Origin of the sequence: Nocardioides coralli (assembly GCF_019880385.1) — a bacterium.
Classification (GTDB): domain Bacteria; phylum Actinomycetota; class Actinomycetes; order Propionibacteriales; family Nocardioidaceae; genus Nocardioides; species Nocardioides coralli.
In genome coordinates this window covers 1,105,889-1,124,310 of the sequence record NZ_CP082273.1, presented here as the reverse complement: position 1 = coordinate 1,124,310, position 18,422 = coordinate 1,105,889, and the positions used below count along the sequence as shown (strand labels likewise).

Here is an 18,422-nt window from a genome sequence, read left to right as displayed (position 1 = left end):
GGCCGCAGGGGGTGTGATGGTGTCGCGATGGTGGCGCCGAGCCCGCTCCGGCTTGCGTCGGCCCGAGGTCCAGACGGACCTGCTCCAGGTGGTCAAGGCGGTGGTCGCGACTGTCGTGGCCTGGCTGCTGGCCGTCCGGGTGCTCGGGCTGGAGCAGGGTTTCCTCGCCGCGTGGGCCGCCCTGCTCACCATCCACGCCACCGTCTACCGCACGTTCTGGCGCGGCGCCCAGTCGGTGGTGGCGACGCTGCTCGGGATTGTCCTCTCCTACCTGGCCACGGCGGCCCTGGGCTTCGGCGCGGCCAGCCTCGGCGCGGCGGTGCTGGTGGGGCTGCTGCTCGCCCGGACGCCGCTCATCAAGGAGGAGGGCATCGCGGTGGCCACCACGGCGCTGTTCGTCATCACCTCCGGCGCCGGCACCCAGGAGGCCCTCCTGCTCGACCGGTTCCTCGACACCCTGATCGGTGTCGGCGTCGGCGTCGTGGTCAACGTGCTGCTGCTGCCCCCGCTCGACGACCGGATCGCCGAGCGCGCCCTGGATCGGGCGGTGCTCGACCTGGGGAGGCTGCTGGAACGGATGGCGGCCGAGCTGCGTCACGACATGGCGCGGGAGGGCACCCAGGCGTGGGTCGAGGAGACGCGGGACATCGACGCCCGCCTCGATCGTGCGCAGGAGCACCTGAGCTTCACCCAGGAGAGCCAGTGGGCCAACGTGCGTCGCCGCCGGTCCCGCCGTACGGCCGACGTGGACCAGGAGACCGAGCTGCTCATCCGCCTCGAGGAGGGTGTCGCCCAGGCGCGGGCGATCGCGCGCGTGGTCGACGAGTCCGTGGTCGAGGCCCGCGCCTGGGACGACGGGTTCCGCGACCGGTGGACCGACCTGCTGCGTCGCGTGGGACGCCGGGTCGCCGACCCGTACGCCGAGGTGGAGCAGGTCCGACCCGACCTCGACCGCCTCACCCGCGACCTGTCCGGCGAGGAGCTGCCCAGCCGGCACTGGCCGGTCTACGGCGCGCTGATCACGACCCTGCTCAACATCACGACGATCGTGGACGACGTCGCCTCCCACCGCGACGAGCTGCGACCCCGGCCCTGACACCCGGCCCGGGAACGGAACGGCAGGAGACCCTCACCCGGACTCCCCGGCCAGGACCACTCCGCCGGACTCCGCGTCGTCGACCGGCGGCTGCGCGGGGCGCCCGGTCGGGACGACCGCCACGGCCTGGATGGGGATGCGCAGCCCGACCAGGTCGCCCGGTCGCACGGGGTGACCGGGCGGTACCTCCGTGTGGAGCCGGAGGTCGGGCCGGTCCGGGCCCGACACCTCGACAGCGACGAGGGTGCGGGCGCCTGACGGCGTCGTGGCCGCAACCCGGCCGGTGACGAGGCCCGGCTCCGGCGCCACCAGGTCGACGGACTCGTGGCGCACCACGAGCACCCCGGCTCCCTCCGGCGGGCGCACGTCGGGCGGCAGCGCGACCCGACCGAGCACCGAGTGGTGGGCCCCTCCGCGGACCTCGCCGGGCACCTCGTTCCGGCCGCCCATGATCCGGGCCACGGTCAGGGACGCCGGCCGGCGGTAGAGCAGGTCGACCCCGGCGTGCTGCTCGACCCGCCCACCGTCGAGGACCGCCACCGTGTCCGCGAGCGCTGCGGCCTCGCCGGGGTCGTGGGTGACCAGCACGATGGTGGGCTCCAGCACCGAGCGGACGTGGCGCAGCAGGTCGTGCATCTCCGCACGGAGGGCGACGTCCAGGGCGCTGAAGGGCTCGTCGAGCAGCAGCACCCGGGGCCGGGCGGCGAGTGCCCGTGCCAGGGCCACCCGCTGCTCCTGCCCGCCGGACAGCTCACCGGCCCGGCGCCGGCCGTAGCCGTCGAGCCGCACCAGGTCGAGGTAGTCAGCGGCGCCGCGTCGGGCCTCCCGACGCGAGGCCCCGGCGACCCGGGCCGGGAACGCCACGTTGTCGAGCACGCTCAGGTGGGGGAAGAGCAACGGCCGCTGCAGCATCAGCGCGACCTGGCGCCGCTCCGCCGGCACCGCCAGCACGCTGCGGCCGTCGAGCAGCACGTCACCGGCATCGGGGCGGTCCAGCCCGCTGGCGATCCGCAGCACCGTCGACTTGCCCGAGCCGGAGGGGCCCACCACCGCGGCGCAGGCCCCGGCCCCCACGGTGAGGTCGACCTCGCAGAGCGCGGGCGGCGAGCCGTCACCGTGGTCCCGGGTGATGGCGTGCAGGGACAGCTCGGCGCTCATCTCACTCCTCCTACGCGGCGGCGCAGGAGCCCCACGCCGACCAGCACGAGCACGGGCGGCAGCACCGCTGCCAGGGACAGGACGGCCACCGTCGGCTCGTTGCCGGTGCCGGACGCGGTCGCGGCGACCAGCAGCGGCAGGGTGACCAGGCGCCCGCCGCCGACGAGCAACGTGACCAGGTAGTCGCTCCAGCCGACGAGGAAGGCGAGGAAGGCCGCCCCGGCCAGCCCGGGCGCCAGCAGTGGCCGGCGTACCCGCCAGCGCACGGCCCGGGGCGCCGCCCCCAGGGTGCGCGCCTCGTCCTCGAAGGCGGAGTCGTAGGCGCCGTAGGCGACCCGCATCAGGTAGGTCGTGTAGGGCAGCGCGACCACGACGAGGACCAGCACGATGCCGACCAGCCCGGGGACGCGCAACCGCAGCAGCGTGACGTCGATGCCCAGCACGACGGCGAAGAGCGGCAGGGCGACGGGGAGGAAGAGCAGGACGGAGACCAGCCGCGGCAGCGGCGCCGTGCGCAGGGCGAGCGCCCGGGCGGCGGCCGCCCCGAGCGGGGTCGCGATACCGGCCACGACCAGGCCCAGCAGGACCGAACGGCCGGAGGCGGCCACCCCTCCCTCGGCGAGCGCGAGCTCCAGCCCCCGCCCGCCCCAGTCCTGAGGCAGCCGCGCCGGCGCGTCCCAGGTGTCGGCGACGGCCCACAGCAGCAGCGGCACCAGCGGCAGCAGGAACCACACCGTCAGCGCCATTCCCGCCCCGGCACGCAGCACACGGATCCCACTCATCGCCACACCGCCGTCCGGCGCAGCCACGCCAGGGCGACCAGCACCGACGCCAACGACAGCGTCGTCGTGACCGCAGCGACCGCCATCGCCTCCGGGCGGGCCGAGAGGTCGGTCGAGGTGAAGACCCGGTAGGCCATCACCGGCAGCGGCTCGGGGTAGACCGGCCCCAGCAGCCAGGCGACCTCGTAGGACCCGAGCGTGTAGACGAACGTGATCGCGGACGCGGCGACGAGGGCCGGTGTTGCCAGCGGCAGGGTCACGTGCCGGAACCGCGCCCACCGGTCGGCGCCGAGGACGGCCGCGGTGTCGTGGTAGCCGGCGATCCGGGTGGCCAGCGCCGCCGTGACCACCAGCGCCACGAACGCGGACTCCTTCCAGGCGTACTCCACGACCACGGCGGTCGGCCAGTGACCCGCGACCAGGGCCGGCCACGCGTCGGGGGCGATGCCCAGCCACCGGGCGAGCAGACCGCCGTCCATGAGCAGCAGCCCGACCGACGCCGCACCCACGAGGTGCGGGACCGGGATCGGTGCGCTCCCGATCGCGGCCAGCAGCCGGCGACCACGCGGGGAGGCGACCAGGAGGATCGCTGCGCCCAGGCCGACGCCGGCAGCCACCAGCGTCGACGCGCCGGCGATGACGAGCGACAGCACCGTGGCGTCGAGCAGCTCGTCCGCCGCACCGGCGTACGCCGCCCCCGAGAGGCGCGGCTGCCCCACCAGCGGCATCAGCCCCGCGCTCTGCAGCACCACCGTGACCAGGCCGGTGCCCACGACCAGCACGACCACGAGCACGGCGGGGCCGACCGCCAGGATCCCGCGGAACCGGTCGCCGCGGTCATGGGCCGCTGCCGTCCCGACGCTCACCGGGTCGCGGCCAGGACGTCGCGCCGCCAGCCATCGTCGAGCGGACCCACCCAGTCGGCGGCCAGCTCGGGGTCGGCGCCCCGCGACAGCTCGGCGTAGGGCGGGACCACCGCTGACTCCGGCAGCTCCGCGAAGCGCCGTCGCTCCGGCGGCGACAGCCGCTCCAGGTCGAGCACCGTGAACTGACCCCACGTCGCCGGGTCGGCCTTGGCCGCCTGCTGCTCCGGGGAGAGCGCCAGGTCGGCCACGACCATCGCCCCAGCACTGTCAGCGGTGGTGGCGGGGATCGCGAGGAAGCTCGCGTTGCCGACGGTGCCCTCCTCGAGGGTGAGCACGCGGGTGCTCGGGGGGAAGGTGCCCTGCTCCACCAGCTCGGTGAGCGTTGCCGGGCCATAGGTCATGGTCATGTCGACCTGGCCCTGGGCGAAGAGGCGGTCGAGGGCGGCGACGTCGCGCGGGTAGGTGGCGCCACCGCGCCACAGGGAGGGCGCCAGGTCACGCAACCGCTGCCACAGCTGCGGCGCGAGCTCGTCGTAGGCGGCCTGGTCGTAGGTCGCCGGCACCTGTCCGGGCCCGCCGGCGACGCTGTAGAGGACCTGACGCACGAAGACCGAGCCGGTGAAGTCCGGCGGCGCCGGGTAGGTGAAGCGGCCGGGGTTGTCCTCGGCCCACTGGAGCACTCCCTCGAGGGTCGTCGGCGGGTCCGGCACCCGGCTGGCGTCGTAGACGAGCGTGAACTGCGCCTTGTGCCACGGGGCCTCGCACCCGTCGACCGGGACCCCGAAGTCGGAGAGCAGGAGCGGGTCCTCGGGATCGGTCAGGGCCAGGTTGGGGAGGGCGTCGGTCCACCCGCACAACCAGGCGTCGGCCTGCCGACCGGTGCGGAAGTTGTCGCCGTTGACCCACACCAGGTCCACGTCACCGTCGGTCCGGCCGGCCTGGCGCTCGGCCAGCACCCGGTTCACCGCGTCACCGGTGTCCGCGACCGGCACGCGGCGCAGCGTCACACCGAGCTCCGCAGCAGCGGGGGCGAGGACGTCGTCGACGTAGGCGTTGCCCTGGGGGTCGCCGCCCCACATCCACAGCGAGACCGTCTGCCCTCGAGCCTCCTCCGCGATCGCCGACCACGGCCGGTCGGTGTCGGCGGTGGTCGCGGCCGGTGCCGCGCACGCGGCCAGCACCGGCGCCGCCAGGGCCAGCAGCAGGCTCGCCCGCCGGGGGCGCGGGGGTCGGGGGGTGCGGGAGCGTGAGCGCAGGCGCACGCAGCCTCCTGGTGGTCGACGTGGTGGTTCTCGGCCCCGACCCGCCACGGCCAGGGGGCAGGTTGGACGGTCCGGGAACACGGTGGACCCCTCACCGCCTTCCCATCATGCAGACCGGTTCCACCCCCACCCCCCGAGGAGACACGGCCGTGACCCCCGAGCAGACCGCACGCAGCCGGAGATCGTCCTGGCTGCGGCTCGCGGCGTTCTCGCTCGTGGTCGCGGCCGCGGTCGCCGTGGCCCTCGTCGTGGACCTGCCATCGGCCGACCAGCTCCGCGACCGGGTCGAGTCGGCCGGGTGGGCTGCGCCCGTCCTCTTCGTCGCGGTGTACGTCGCCTCCACGATCGCCCCGGTGCCCAAGCACGTCATCTCCGCCGCCGCCGGGCTCGCCTTCGGGCTGGCCCTCGGCGTCGCGCTGGTCTGGCTCGGCGCCATGATCGGGGCCGTGGCGTCGTTCTGGCTCGGGCGGCTGCTCGGCCGCTCGGCCGTGGAGCGCATCTCCGGGGGGCGGGTCGCCCAGCTCGACGCCCTGCTGTCCCGGCACGGACTGGTGACGGTCCTGCTGCTCCGCCTCGTGGCCGTGGTGCCCTTCACGGCGATCAACTACGCGGCAGGGCTGACCGGGCTGCGCCACCGCGACTACGTGATCGGCACCGGGATCGGCATCCTGCCCGGCACGGCGGCCTTCGTGGCGCTCGGCAGCTACGGCACCTCGCCCACCTCGTGGCCCTTCCTCACCGCCGCGGCCGTGCTGGTCCTGCTCACGGTGCTGGGCACCGTCGCCGCCCGGCGCAACTGGGTCCGCGGGCGCGGGGAGGCTCGCTGATGCTGGATGCCCGTGTGCGGCGGCGGCTCGACCCGGTGCTGGCCGGAGCGGCAGCCGCGATCGACCGGCCGGGAATCACCCCCGACCGACTCACCGCGGCCGGACTGGTGCTGGGCCTCGGGAGCGCGGGGGCCGCCGCCGGCCGGTGGTGGGGAGTCGCCCTGGTGCTGTGGCTGGTCTCGCGGGTGGTCGACGGCCTCGACGGCGCCCTGGCGCGACACCGCGCCGCCAGGACGCCCGGAGGTGCGGATGCGGGAGGCTTCCTCGACATCACGGCGGACTTCGCGGTCTACGGGACGAGCGTGGTCGGCGTCGCGGTCGGCGTGACGGCGGCCTACGACGCGCCCTGGTGGCCGTTCCTGCTCGTCCTGCTCGCCTACTACGTCAACGGCACGGCCTTCCTCGCGTTCTCCTCGATCGCCGAGCGGACCGGCCGCACCCTCGACGACGGCCGCTCGCTGTCCTTCCTGGGCGGCCTCGCCGAGGGCACGGAGACCATCGCCGTGCACGCGTTGTGGCTGCTCCTGCCCTTCTGGGCCTGGCAGCTCGCCGTCGGCTGGGCCGCCGTCGTGCTGGCCAGCGCGGCCCAGCGGACGTGGGCGGGCTACCGCGCGCTGTCCTGACCGGCCGCGGCCGCGGCCCGGGAGCCGACCCACCGGCGGCGGGCCGCGACCAGGGCGCGGGTGACGCGCTCCGGCGCGCCCTGCCGCAGACGCGAGCGCACGTCGGCGACCGCCGCCCGCCACAGACCGTCGTTCCACGTCGGGTAGGGGTGGGTCGTCCCGGCCAGGTCGCGCGTGCGCATCCCGTGGCGTACGGCGAGGGTCAGCTCCCCCACCGTCTCCCCCGCCCTCGGGCCGACCACGGTGGCACCGAGGATCCGTCCTCGCCGGTCCAGGACCATCCGCGTGAAGCCACCGGTCTCGCCCTCGGCCACCGCACGGTCAACCTCGGCGTGCTCCCAGGTGACCACCGACAGGTCATCGGCACGCTCCGCCCGCTCGGTGGCGACGCCCACCGCGGCCACCTCGGGTTGGGTGTAGGTGACCCGCGGGTTGGTGGCGAGGTCGATGCTGCGCCGCAGTCCCAGCACGGCGTTGGAGGCGGCCAGGCTGCCGTGCACCCCGGCGAGGTGGGTGAACTGCGGGTGCCCCGTGACGTCACCGGCGGCCCAGATCCGCGGGTGGGAGGTGCGCAGGTGGTCGTCGACCTCGACGTGACCGCGCTCGTCGGCCCGCACGCCCGCGACCGCCAGCCCGAGGTCGTCGGTGCGTGGCGTCCTGCCGGTGGCGACCAGCAGCCGGTCGAAGGACACGCTGTCGCCGCCCTCGAGGAGCAGGTGGCCCGCGCCCGCGCGCTCGGCCTTCACCTCCTCGACCTTGCTGCCGGTGAGCACCCGCACGCCGTCACGCCCCAGCGCCGCCTCGACCACCCCCGAGGCGGCCGGGTCCTCCGTGGGCACGAGGCGGTCGGCGGCCTCGACCACGACCACCTCGGCGCCCAGTCGCGCGAAGGCCTGTCCGAGCTCGCAGCCGATGGCGCCCCCACCGAGCACCGCAAGTCGCCCCGGGAGCTGCTCGAGGTCCCAGACGGTGTCGCTGGTGAGCGGGTCGCAGGACTCCAGGCCCGGCACCGGCGGCAGCTGTGGGGCAGAGCCGGTGCAGACGAGCGCCTGGTCGAACCGGATCTCACGGTCCCCCACGCGGGCGGTCTGGCTCCCCGTGAAGGTCAGGTCGCCGGTCCACACGGTCACGCCGGCCTCCTCGAGCGCCTCAGGCGAGTCGACGGGGGCGATGGTGCGGATGGCGCCGCGGACGTGCTCCATGACGGCCGCGAAGTCGACCCGCGGCCGGCCGGCGTGCACGCCGTACCGCGCGCCGTCCCGCACCGTCGCCGCCACTCCTGCTGCCGCGAGCAGCGCCTTCGAGGGCACGCACCCGGTCCACAGGCAGTCGCCGCCGGTGCGCTCGCGCTCCACGAGGAGAACCCGCGCGCCGAAGCCGGCGGCGGTCTTGGCGCCGACGATCCCGGCAGTGCCACCGCCGACGACCAGGAGGTCCCAGGGCGCTCCGTGGGCCGGCCTCACCGGGTCCCGTCCCGGGTCAGCCGATCCAGGACCGCGTGCATGCGGGCCACCGACTGCTCGTCGGGCAGGTGCTGCTGCGACCAGCGGTGCAGTGCCCGCCGCAGCGCCTTGTGCTCCACGGTGACCCGGGAGCACTTCTCGCACACCGCGAGGTGCTCCTCGAGCCGCCGCACCTCGGCGGGCGTCAGCGGCGCGGCCGGATCGGCGTCGAGGTAGCGGCCGATGCGTCGGGCGGACCAGTGGCAGGTGATCATGCGGCGCACGGTGCCGATCACGGGGTCCTCCTGGGGGTCGTGGCCTCGCGGATGTGGTCGCGGACCTTGGAGCGGGCCCGGCTCAGCCGGGACATGACGGTGCCGATGGGGATGTCGAGGGCCTCGGCGGTCTCGGCGTAGGAGAGCTCGTCGACGTCGACGAGCAGCAGCACGGTCCGGAACCGTGGGTCGAGGTCCCGCAGCGCGTCGACGAGGTGTTCGTCCATGATCGCGTCGAGGACCTGCTCCTCGGGACCGGGCGGCCGGTGCGCGCCGAACGCGGGACGGGGGTCACCGAGGCTCGCCCAGTCCTCGACGAGGTCGGGCCGTTTGCGGCGCAGCAGGTTGAGGTGCGTCCGGCGCAGGATCGTCAGCAACCACGACCGTGGGTGGCGTCCGTCGAAGCGGTCGACGGCACGGAACGCCCGGATCAGGGTCTCCTGCACGAGGTCCTCGGCGTTGGCCGTGCTGCCCGTCAGGGTGCGGGCCACGCGCAGCAGCACCTGGATCTCGGGCTCGACGTAGCGCGCGAAGGCCGCGGTCGCCCCGTCGGGCGCGGTCGACTCCCCGCTCGTCGGTGGCTGGGCTGGCTGCACGCCGGGTGAACCCGCCGCCCTGCCCGCGGTGTTCCCGGCCCGGTCCGGGTCCGGCCTCGTCGGCGCCGTCACCCGCTCCGCACCTCCACCAGTGGCAGCAGCCGACGCAGGCCGCGGTTCTCCGCCGGGTCGAGCACGGAGTGCTGCACGCAGGCCGGGACGACGCGTCCCTGCTCCGGGTGCGCCATCGCATAGACGCAGGACCGCAGTCGTTCCTGCGTCGCCCGCACCTCGGGATCGGTCGCCACCTCGTTGCGCTCCATCAGCTCCCAGGCGGGCCGGACCTGGGCGGCGTCCATGAACATGTGCATGACGAAGGTCATGGGTCGGACGCTACGCGCGTGCCGCAGCAGGTGGAGTGCGCCGCCGGAGCGGCGGACCGAGCGGCGCACCCAGCCGACGGCGGCGGGGAGCGCGCCGAGGTTGCCGACGGCCACCCGGGCGAGACGGACCAGCAGCACCAGGGGCGGGGTGCCGGACACCCGCACCCCGCCCGCCCGGCGCAGCACCTGGTCGCGGAAGGCGAGGTCGCGGGGATCGTCCTCGTCGAGCAGCGGCACGAAACGGTCGGCGACCAACCAGCCCCACGCGGAGCGGTTGCAGCGCGGGTCCCCCATCTGCAGCGCCCGCCAGGGCAGCGGCCCGCCGGCTCCTCGCTCGATCTCCGCCCACACCGCGTCGGGGTCGATCGACCGGAAGTCCTCCACCCACCGCCGTTCGTCGCCGACGTACGCCGCCGGCTGGAAGGACAGCATGTCGTAGCCCATCGGCACCGTGGTCCGCACCACCTCGGCGACCTGGCCGACGTTGGCGGGCGTGACCGTCATGTTGTGTGCCACGTAGGAGCGCACACCGTGGTCGCGGCGCAGCCCTCTCACCAGCTCGAGGAACCGGCGCCGGTAGGGCTCGAGCGCCCGCTCGTCGCGAGGCCGCGGTATGCCTCGGCGGCCGCGCATCAGCGAGTCCATGTGGGCGGCGAAGGACACGCGGGGCAGGCGCACCTCGCCCTCGTCGTCGAGGACGAGCCGGCGCAGGTAGTCGGCGTCCACGTCGCCGTGGGTCATGCTCATGGGCTCGCGGCCGTGGGCGCGCATGGCCAGCAGGGCCGCCGCGTGGTCGTCGGGGTCGAGCAGCGTGACCTCGCCACCGATCAGCTGCGCATGGCCGTGCGGTGCCCGGTGGGCCTGCAGCCAGGCCATCTGTGCCTCGACCTGGTCGACGGTGTGGGGGCCGTCGACCCGCACCTTGTTGGCGTCCGCCGAGTGGTAGCACGGCTTGCACGTGAGGTTGCAGCGTGGGAAGACACCGTGCGTCCCCTCGCAGCCGACGGCGTGCCGCCCCACGAGCTGGTTCTCGGTGCGAACGACGTCGGGCAGCTCCCGCCAGCGACGCCGCAACGCCGCAGCCATCGCCGGGTCGACCGGCGCCGTCCTGACCCACCACGCGGACATCCGGTCGAACGGGCGCACGGCGGGGCCTCCCGGGGTCGAGGGCGAGGGCTGTGTGGGAACACGGTGGCACGCGGCGGGGATTCCGCGCGGGGAATGGCGCGCCCGCCCGGCCGGGTTGCCCGAGGACACCCGGGTGCGTCACGCGACCGGGGGGACGATGTGCCGACGAGTGAGAGGTGGGACCAGTGAGCTCTTTCGACGTGATCGTGATCGGCCTGGGTCCTGGTGGGGAGCATGTCGCCGGCAGCCTCGCCGACGCGGGGTTGAGCGTGCTCGGCGTGGACCACGGGCTGGTCGGCGGCGAGTGTCCCTACTGGGGCTGCGTGCCCTCGAAGATGATGATCCGGGCGGCCGACGCACTCGCCGAGGCACGCCGCGTGCCCGGGCTGGGCGGTGACACCGGTGCCGTGCGGCCGGACTGGACGACGGTCGCCACCCGCATCCGCGAGGAGGCCACCGACCGCTGGGACGACTCCGTCGCGGTCCAGCGCTTCGAGGACAAGGGCGGCACCTTCGTCCGCGGTACCGGCAGGGTCGTCGGTCAGGGCCGCGTGGAGGTGGACGGGGTGACCTACTCCGCCGGACGTGGCGTCGTGCTGGCGACCGGCACCCAGCCCGCCGTACCACCCATCGAGGGACTCGAGGACGTGCCCTACTGGACCAACCACGAGGCGATCGAGGCCAAGGAGCTGCCGGAGTCGCTGGTGGTCCTCGGTGGCGGCGCGATCGGCTGCGAGCTGGCGCAGGTCTTCGCCCGGTTCGGTGTGGCGGTCACGGTCGTGGAGATGGCACCCCACCTGGTGGCCGGCGACGAGCCCGAGGTCGGGGAGGCGCTGGCGGAGGTGTTCGCCGAGGAGGGCATCCGCGTGCTGACCGGGGCAGAGGTGCAGCGCGCCGGCCGTGACGGCGACCAGGTGGTCCTCACGACCGCGGACGGGACCGTCACCGCCGAGCGGCTGCTGGTGGCCACCGGTCGCCGCGTCGACCTCGCCGGCCTCGGCGTTGCCGCACTCGGCCTCGACGACCAGGCGGGCTCCCTGCCCGTCGACGGCCGTTGCCGCGTCACGGACGGCGTCTGGGGCGTCGGTGACGTCACCGGCGAGGGCGCCTTCACCCACGTCGCGATGTACCAGGCGGAGATCGTCATCGCCGACCTGCTGGGCCGCGACCACCCCGAGGCCGACTACCGCGGGCTCCCCCGGGTCACGTTCACCGACCCCGAGGTCGGTGCCGTCGGGATGACCGAGCAGCAGGCTCGCGACGCGGGGATCACCGTCCGCACCGGCAGCGCGCAGGTGCCGAGCACCGCCCGAGGATGGATCCACAAGGCCGGCAACGAGGGGCTCATCAAGCTGGTCGAGGACACCGAGCGGGGTGTCCTGGTCGGCGCCACCGCGATGTCGCCCGCCGGCGGCGAGGTGCTGGGCGCCCTGGCCGTGGCGGTCTCCGCCCAGGTGCCGACGGCGGCGCTCCGGAGCATGATCTACGCGTACCCGACGTTCCACCGGGGCATCGAGGACGCGCTGCGGGACCTGGGCTGACCCCCAGCTGGTCCCGGGAGAGGAGCACACGATGGGCGACAAGGGAGCCAGGGCCAACGCCGCGGCCGACGATGCCGCCGAGGCACTCGTCGCGGACCTGCAGGAGCTGGGTCCGGTCACGTCGAAGCGCATGTTCGGTGGCCAGGGGGTGTTCTGCGACGGGGTGATGTTCGCCCTCGTCGACACCCGCGGCGACTGCTACCTGCGCGTGGACGACGAGACGCGAGGCGCCTACGAGGCGGCGGGGTCCGCGGCCCACGGCCGGATGCCCTACTGGACGGTGCCGCCCCACGTCCGGGAGGACCCGCCGGTGCTCGTCGACTGGGCCGGTACCGCCCTCGAGGTCGCTCGCCGCGCCAAGAAGTGACTCAGGTCGCCCGTCGGGCGGCGAGCGCGGCCAGGCCGGTGGTGACGGGGACCGCGGCGATCAGGCCGAGGGTGGCGACGGCGCTGCGCACGATCTCCTGGGTGATCACCTGGCTGGTGACCACGCCCGCGAGCGGGGCCTCGCTCGCGACGACCAGGATGAGCAACGGCAGCGAGGCTCCGGCGTACGCCAGGACGATGGTGTTGATGACCGAGGCGATGTGTGATCGGCCAACGCGCGTGCCGGCGCGGTAGAGCTGCCCCAGGCCGTACGCCGGGTTGGCCCGCGCCACCTCGTGCACCGTGGCCGCCTGGGTGATGGCGACGTCGTCCAGCACGCCCAGGGAGCCGATCACGATGCCGGCCAGCAGCAGCCCCTGCATGTTGACGCTGTAGCTGGTGCCGACCGAGGTGGCCAGGTCGTCGGTGAACCCCGTCAGGTGCAGCCCGGCCACCGCGACGGCGGACAGCAGCCCGGTCAGACCCAGGCTGATGAGCGTCCCCATCAGGGCGACCGTCGTGGACATGGTGAAGCCGTGGGTCAGGTAGAGGACGGTCAGCATGATCGCCGCCGACCCGACGAGCGCCACCAGCACCGGCGGCTCGCCCGCGAGGATCGCCGGGACCACGAAGAGCACCAGCACACCGAAGGTGACCGCGAGCCCGGCCAACGCGCTGACCCCCCGCCAGCGACCGAAGGCGATGACCGCGAGTGCGAAGGCAGCCCCCACGACCAGCAGGCCGGTGCTGCGCTGGTGGTCGACGACGGCGTAGACGGGCCCGTCCGGACCCGTGGAGCGGACCACCTGCACGGCGTCACCCTCGGCGATCAGCGGGGCGCCCGGCCCGTTGGGCAGCGGCGCCGTGACGTCCTCGCCCTGGTCCGCGCCTTCGGCGATCCGGACCCGGGTGGTGCCGCACCCGTTCACCTCGTCGTCCAGCTCCTCCGGGCAGGGCTCACGCTCGAGGGCCACGACCTCCCCGTCCAGCTCGGTCGGCGCGTCGGCCGGCACAGGTTGGCTCACGTCCCGATCCGGCCACAACCAGACCATCGCGACCAGCGTCAACACGGCGACGGGGGCGATGAGCAGCACGGCGACGCGGCGCAGCGGACCCCGGTCGGACGTCGCGACGTGGCGCGGGTGGTGCGCTCCCATGCGCTGCTTCCTCACGGGGTCGTGGACCGGGACGGCCTCGGGTGATGGCGTCGGTCGATGCTAGCGGCGCGGTCCCCGGGACCCCGGACCCCCGCTCGAGATTGAGAATGGTTATCGTTAGAACCACCAGCGCTTCCTGCCCCGAAAGGCTCCTCCTCGATGCGATCGTCCACCCGCACCCGACTCCTGCTCCCACTGCTGGCGAGCGTCGTGCTCGGCGCCAGCGCCTGTTCGGCCGGCGCCGACCGCGCGGGCTCCGCCGAGCCGCTCCGGATCGTCGGCCCCTTCGAGGTGCACAGCCTCGACCCGGCGCTGGACGGCGAGGTGTTCACCCGCCTGCAGGTCAGCGAGACCCTCGTGACCAGCGACCTGGAGGGCGAGCTGACGGCCGGGCTCGCCACCACCTGGTCGTCCTCGCGCGGCGACCGGGCCTGGACGTTCACACTCCCCCGTGACGCGACGTTCCACGACGGCACCCCCGTCACCCCTGGCGCCGTCGTCGCGGCCCTCGAGAAGGCCGCGCAGGAGGCGGCAAGCCCGCTCGCAGCGGCCCCGATCCGGCAGATCCGCACCGCGGGAGCGTCGGTCGTCGTGGAGCTGTCACGGCCCTACCTCACGCTGCCAGCCGTGCTGACGCACTACAGCACCGCCATCCTGGCGCCGGCGTCGTACGGCGCGGACGGACACGTCACCGAGGTCATCGGCACCGGGCCCTACCGGGTGACCTCGGCCGAGCTGCCGGCCTCGATCCAGACCACCCGCTTCGACAACTGGCGCGGCGAGGCGCCCGCGGTCGAGGACGTGACCTTCCAGGCCGTGGGACGTCCGGAGTCGCGGGCCCTCATGGCGGTCAGCGACCAGGCCGACGTCGTGTTCGGGCTCGAGCCCGCCGGTCGGGAGCGGGTGTCGGCCTCCGACGACGTGCAGATGGCCTCGAGCCTGCAGCCGCGCACCATCCTGCTCAAGGTCAACGCGGGCCACCCGGTGCTCCGCGACGTCCGGGTCCGCCGGGCGCTCAGCATGGCGCTGGACCGGGAGGCGATGGCCGAGGCGGTGCTCCGCGAGGAGGAGCTGGCCGCCACCCGCCTGCTGCCACCCTCGCTGGCCGGCTGGCAGTCCGACGGCACCGAGGAGCTGACCCACGACGTGGAGCAGGCCGAGAGCCTCCTCGAGGAGGCCGGCTGGACCGAGGGCGCCGACGGCATCCGCGTCCGGGACGGCGAGCCGCTGCGGCTGACCCTGCTCACCTATCCCGACCGCGCCGAGCTGCCGGCCCTCGCCACCGCGATCCAGGCCGCGCTGCGCGAGGTCGGCGTGGAGCTGTCGGTCACCGTGAGCAACTCCAGCGAGATCCCGTCCGGGCAGGCGGACGGCAGCCTCGAGCTCGCCCTCATCGCCAAGCACTTCGCCCTGGTCTCCGACCCGCTCATCGACGTCGCCGACGTCTTCGCCCCCGAGGGCTCCGACTGGGGTGTCATGAGCTGGAGCGACCCTGCCGTCGACCGCGCGGTGGAGGGCCTGCTGGCCGGGGCGACGGGCGCCGAGGCCACCCGGCACCGCGAGACGATCGTGGACACCGCCCAGGAGGAGCTGCCGCTGATCCCCGTGTCCTGGTACCGGATGAACGCCGCGGTCAGCGACCGGGTCGAGGGCTTCCGGATGGACCCGCTGGAGACCAGCTGGCGGCTCACCGACCTCACCTGGTCCTCGTGAGCAGCCGCGCCACCGCCCTCGGGCGGATCCTGGTGCACCGCGCCGCCCAGGGCCTCGGCGTCGCGGTGCTCGTGTCGGTGCTCTGCTTCCTGGTGGTGAGGAACCTGCCCGGAGACGCGGCCTTCCGGATCGCCGCCGGCCGGTACGGCTACGACCTCGTCGACCAGGAGACGGCTGCCGACGTCCGCGCGGAGCTGGGCCTGGACCAGCCGGCCTGGCGCCAGCTCCTGGCCTGGCTCGGCGACCTCGCGCAGCTCGACCTCGGGCGCTCGCTGGTCACCTCGCGCCCCGTGGTCGAGGAGGTGGGCTACTTCCTGCTCGGCACCCTGCAGCTCACCGCCGCCGCGCTGGTGGTGGCGACCCTGCTGGGCGGGACGATCGGCGTCCTGGCCGCGCGCCGGCCCGGTGGCACCCTGGACCGGCTGGCGACCGCCTGGGTGGCCGCCGTGCGCGCCGCGCCCCCCTTCCTCCTCGGCCTGCTGCTGGTGGTGGTCCTGAGCGCGCAGCTGGGTCTGCTGCCGGCGGTCGGGCACGGCGACGCCGCGAGCCTGGTGCTGCCCGCCCTGACCCTGGGCATCGGCCTGTCCGGGCTGGTGGCGCGGGTGACCCGCGACGCCGTCGTGGAGGTGCGCGCGGCGGACTTCGTGAGGTTCGCGCAGACGAAGGGGATGGCCGACCGCTGGGTGCTGCTGCGCCACGTCGTCCGCAACGCCGCCGTGGTGCTGGTCCCCTACCTCGGCATCCAGGCCGTCATCCTCGTGGAGGGCGTGGTGGTCGTGGAGAGCCTCTTCGCCTGGCAGGGACTGGGCCACGCGCTCGTGCACGCCGTCTTCTGGCGTGACGTCCCGGTCCTGCAGGCCAGCGCCCTGGTCCTGGCCCTCCTCATCGTCACCGTCAACACCGTGGTCGACCTGCTCGTGCTCTGGCTCGACCCGCGGCCGCGCCGACTGGAGGCACGCGCATGACCGCCACCCCGCTGCTCGAGGCGACAGCCACCCCCGCGGCGCCTGCACGACGACGGCCCGCGGTCCGCCGGGTGGCGGCGGCCGGCCTGGTGGGCCTGGCCGCGCTCGCCCTGGTCGGGCCGCTCGTCCTCCCGGACCCCACAGCACAGGACCTGGCTCGCTACCTCGAACCACCCAGCCTCGACGAGCCGCTGGGGCGCGACGACTACGGGAGGAGCGTGCTCGCCCGCCTGGCCCACGCGACCCGGCTCTCGCTGCTGCTGGCCGCGGGCTGCGTGGCCACGGCGCTGGTCCTGGGCACGGTCACCGGGATCGCGTCGGCGTGGTTCGGCGGCTGGGTCGACGGCGTGCTGCGGGCCCTCTCGGAGACCCTCGTGGCGATCCCGGGGCTGCTCGTGGTCCTGCTGGTCGCCGCGCTGGCGACGGGAGGCAGCCTGTGGCCGCTCTACCTGGGGCTCGCGCTCGCCCAGTGGGTGGAGTACTTCCGGGTGGTCAGGGCCCGCAGCGGGCTGGTGCTCGGCTCCCCCGCCGTGGAGGCGGCAGGCCTGCTGCGGCTCGGCGCCCCCCACGTCGTACGCCGCCACCTGTGGCCCGACCTGCGTCCGCTGCTGACCACGCTCGCCTCGCTCGGGATGGTCACCTCGGTGCTCGCGATGTCGACTCTCGGCTTCGTCAAGGTCGGCCTGCGGCCCCCGCGGGCGGAGCTCGGCCTGATGATCACCGAGTCGTTCCCGTTCTACGACGTCGCACCCTGGCTGACGCTCGCCCCGATCGGGGTGCTCTTCCTGCTCACGCTCTGCTTCCTGGGCCTGCGCTCGACCGAAGGAGCCCGATGAACCACGCCGTCCTCGCCCGCCACGACTCCCGGCTGGTCGTCCCGCGGGCCGTCGTGCGGCACGGCGACACCGTCCTCGCCGACGCCACCGACCTGCGGATCGCCCCCGGGGAGCCGCTGACCGTCATCGGCGAGAGCGGCTCGGGCAAGTCCGTGCTCGCCCACGCGCTGCTGGGGACCCTGCCGCCCGAGCTCGCGGCGGAGGGCTCGGTCACCATCGGCGACGCCACCTTCGACCTCGCTGACCGCGACGGCCGCCGGCACCTGTGGGGGCGGCGGCTGGCCCTGTTGCCCCAGGAGCCCTCACAGGCGCTCGACCCGACCATGCGGGTCCGTGGTCAGGTCGCCGAGGGCGCCGCCGGGTGGCGGCCCCGCAGCGCGGCCGCCCTCGAGCTCGCCGACCGGAGGCTCGGCCAGCTGGGCCTGGGCGAGGTCGGCGCGTCGTACCCCCACACGCTCTCGGGGGGCATGGCCCAGCGCGTCGCATTCGCCGCCGCCACCATCGGGGGCGCGGAGGTCCTCGTCGTCGACGAGCCCTCGAAGGGCCTCGACCCGGACTCGCTCGACCAGCTCGCCGACCTGCTCCTCGCCCACGTCGCCGCGGGGGGCCTGCTGCTGACGATCACCCACGACCTGCGGCTGGCTCGGCGGCTGGGCGGCCAGGTCGCGGTGATGCGTCGGGCCACGATCGTCGAGACCGGCCCCACCGAGCAGGTGCTCAGCTCGCCGGCCGACCCCTACACCCGTCGACTGCTGGGCACCGAGCCCGCCCGCTGGGCCTTCCCCTGGCTCCGACCCGGCCGCCAGGTCGCACCGACGGGCGAGCCGGTCGTGCTCGCCGACCGGATCAGCAAGGCCTACGGCGCCGTCCGGCTGTTCGAGGACCTCTCGGTCGAGCTGCGGCCGGGCGAACGCCTCGCGCTCACGGGGCCGAGCGGGGTCGGCAAGACCACGCTCGGCAACGCGTTGCTGCGGCTCACCCGGGTCGACAGCGGCACCGTGCGCCACAGCCCGGCCACGGCGAGCGGCCGGCTCCAGAAGCTCTACCAGGACCCGGGGCTCTCCTTCCCGCCTCGCGTTCCGCTCCGGGTCGCGCTGCAGGACGTGGTGCGCCGCCACCGGGTCGACGGCCGGCGTACGGCCGACCTGTTGGAGCGCGTCGACCTGCCCCCCACGATCCTGGGGCGGCGCCCGGGGCAGGTGTCCGGCGGTGAGCTGCAACGGATCGCGGTCGTCCGCGCCATGCTCCCGCAGCCGGCACTGGTCATGGCCGACGAGGCGACCTCACGGCTCGACCTCGCCACCCAGGCCGACACGATGGACCTGCTGATGAGCGAGGTCGACGCCAGCGGGTGCGCGGTGCTGCTGGTCACCCACGACCAGCAGCTGGCCACGGCGGTCGCCGACCGCGACCTCCGGCTGGAGCCACCCCGCGCTGGCTAGGCTGGGGCCCCGGACGAGGAGGTG

Annotated in this window: 18 protein-coding genes; 9 read left to right on the top strand and 9 right to left on the bottom strand. The window is 74.7% G+C overall.

The genetic code is table 11. The features are described from left to right. Window positions 1–16 precede the first annotated feature (16 nt). On the top strand, window positions 17–1,096 hold the full coding sequence (locus tag K6T13_RS05485; RefSeq protein ID WP_222897515.1) for an FUSC family protein: 1,080 nt from the start codon (window positions 17–19) through the stop codon (window positions 1,094–1,096). A gap of 33 nt (window positions 1,097–1,129) precedes the next feature. Here the strand turns inward: K6T13_RS05485 and K6T13_RS05480 are convergent, their stop codons facing one another. From K6T13_RS05480 to K6T13_RS05465, 4 genes are read right to left on the bottom strand one after another with little or no spacing between them, the layout of a single operon-like run. After that, window positions 1,130–2,254 carry an ABC transporter ATP-binding protein gene (locus K6T13_RS05480; RefSeq protein ID WP_222897514.1) on the bottom strand — a complete coding sequence of 375 codons (1,125 nt, stop codon included), beginning with the start codon at window positions 2,252–2,254 and terminating at the stop codon, window positions 1,130–1,132. Further along, entirely contained in the window at window positions 2,251–3,036 is a 786-nt protein-coding gene (locus K6T13_RS05475) for an ABC transporter permease (RefSeq protein WP_222897513.1), read from the bottom strand. Before K6T13_RS05475 ends, K6T13_RS05480 begins: the two co-directional genes overlap by 4 nt. Further along, window positions 3,033–3,902 carry an ABC transporter permease gene (locus K6T13_RS05470; protein WP_222897512.1) on the bottom strand — a complete coding sequence of 290 codons (870 nt, stop codon included), beginning with the start codon at window positions 3,900–3,902 and terminating at the stop codon, window positions 3,033–3,035. The genes K6T13_RS05475 and K6T13_RS05470 overlap by 4 nt, the downstream gene beginning before the upstream one ends. Next, the gene (locus K6T13_RS05465) at window positions 3,899–5,164 is read right to left on the bottom strand and encodes an ABC transporter substrate-binding protein (RefSeq protein WP_222897511.1); all 1,266 of its coding nucleotides are present in this window, start codon (window positions 5,162–5,164) and stop codon (window positions 3,899–3,901) included. Before K6T13_RS05465 ends, K6T13_RS05470 begins: the two co-directional genes overlap by 4 nt. Before the next feature lie 149 nt (window positions 5,165–5,313). On the opposite strand from K6T13_RS05465, the gene K6T13_RS05460 reads away from it, so the two are divergent. Both K6T13_RS05460 and K6T13_RS05455 read left to right on the top strand, forming a co-directional pair. Next, entirely contained in the window at window positions 5,314–5,991 is a 678-nt protein-coding gene (locus K6T13_RS05460) for a TVP38/TMEM64 family protein (protein ID WP_222897510.1), read from the top strand. Then, entirely contained in the window at window positions 5,991–6,614 is a 624-nt protein-coding gene (locus K6T13_RS05455) for a CDP-alcohol phosphatidyltransferase family protein (protein ID WP_222897509.1), read from the top strand. Before K6T13_RS05460 ends, K6T13_RS05455 begins: the two co-directional genes overlap by 1 nt. Here K6T13_RS05455 and K6T13_RS05450 read toward each other — a convergent pair. The 4 genes from K6T13_RS05450 to K6T13_RS05435 form a co-directional block, all read right to left on the bottom strand. After that, a complete protein-coding gene (locus K6T13_RS05450) occupies window positions 6,596–8,077 on the bottom strand; it encodes a dihydrolipoyl dehydrogenase family protein (protein ID WP_222897508.1) in 1,482 nt (493 codons plus the stop codon). The genes K6T13_RS05455 and K6T13_RS05450 overlap by 19 nt on opposite strands. After that, window positions 8,074–8,352: a zf-HC2 domain-containing protein gene (locus tag K6T13_RS05445; RefSeq protein ID WP_222897507.1), complete on the bottom strand. Its 279-nt coding sequence runs from the start codon at window positions 8,350–8,352 to the stop codon at window positions 8,074–8,076. Before K6T13_RS05445 ends, K6T13_RS05450 begins: the two co-directional genes overlap by 4 nt. After that, complete coding sequence (locus K6T13_RS05440; RefSeq protein WP_222897506.1) at window positions 8,349–8,927, bottom strand: RNA polymerase sigma factor; 579 nt, start codon at window positions 8,925–8,927, stop codon at window positions 8,349–8,351. The genes K6T13_RS05445 and K6T13_RS05440 overlap by 4 nt, the downstream gene beginning before the upstream one ends. Window positions 8,928–8,995: 68 nt before the next feature. After that, the gene (locus tag K6T13_RS05435) at window positions 8,996–10,396 is read right to left on the bottom strand and encodes a radical SAM domain-containing protein (protein WP_222897505.1); all 1,401 of its coding nucleotides are present in this window, start codon (window positions 10,394–10,396) and stop codon (window positions 8,996–8,998) included. A gap of 167 nt (window positions 10,397–10,563) precedes the next feature. On the opposite strand from K6T13_RS05435, the gene K6T13_RS05430 reads away from it, so the two are divergent. Beyond that, window positions 10,564–11,919, top strand: a complete 1,356-nt coding sequence (locus K6T13_RS05430) for a dihydrolipoyl dehydrogenase family protein (RefSeq protein WP_249423950.1) — start codon at window positions 10,564–10,566, stop codon at window positions 11,917–11,919. A gap of 31 nt (window positions 11,920–11,950) precedes the next feature. Then, the gene (locus K6T13_RS05425; RefSeq protein ID WP_222897504.1) at window positions 11,951–12,286 is read left to right on the top strand and encodes a TfoX/Sxy family protein; all 336 of its coding nucleotides are present in this window, start codon (window positions 11,951–11,953) and stop codon (window positions 12,284–12,286) included. A 1-nt stretch (window position 12,287) separates the two neighbouring features. Here K6T13_RS05425 and K6T13_RS05420 read toward each other — a convergent pair whose 3' ends face one another. Next, window positions 12,288–13,442, bottom strand: coding sequence for a YibE/F family protein (locus tag K6T13_RS05420; protein ID WP_222897503.1), 1,155 nt, complete (start codon window positions 13,440–13,442; stop codon window positions 12,288–12,290). Between the two features lie 159 nt (window positions 13,443–13,601). On the opposite strand from K6T13_RS05420, the gene K6T13_RS05415 reads away from it, so the two are divergent. The 4 genes from K6T13_RS05415 to K6T13_RS05400 are packed head-to-tail and all read left to right on the top strand — an operon-like array spanning window position 13,602 to window position 18,398. Continuing rightward, entirely contained in the window at window positions 13,602–15,155 is a 1,554-nt protein-coding gene (locus K6T13_RS05415; RefSeq protein ID WP_222897502.1) for an ABC transporter substrate-binding protein, read from the top strand. Continuing rightward, window positions 15,152–16,120 carry an ABC transporter permease gene (locus tag K6T13_RS05410; RefSeq protein ID WP_222897501.1) on the top strand — a complete coding sequence of 323 codons (969 nt, stop codon included), beginning with the start codon at window positions 15,152–15,154 and terminating at the stop codon, window positions 16,118–16,120. The genes K6T13_RS05415 and K6T13_RS05410 overlap by 4 nt, the downstream gene beginning before the upstream one ends. Next, the gene (locus K6T13_RS05405) at window positions 16,117–16,956 is read left to right on the top strand and encodes an ABC transporter permease (protein WP_222897500.1); all 840 of its coding nucleotides are present in this window, start codon (window positions 16,117–16,119) and stop codon (window positions 16,954–16,956) included. Before K6T13_RS05410 ends, K6T13_RS05405 begins: the two co-directional genes overlap by 4 nt. Further along, the gene (locus tag K6T13_RS05400; protein WP_222897499.1) at window positions 16,953–18,398 is read left to right on the top strand and encodes an ABC transporter ATP-binding protein; all 1,446 of its coding nucleotides are present in this window, start codon (window positions 16,953–16,955) and stop codon (window positions 18,396–18,398) included. The genes K6T13_RS05405 and K6T13_RS05400 overlap by 4 nt, the downstream gene beginning before the upstream one ends. The last annotated feature ends 24 nt before the right edge of the window (window positions 18,399–18,422 follow it).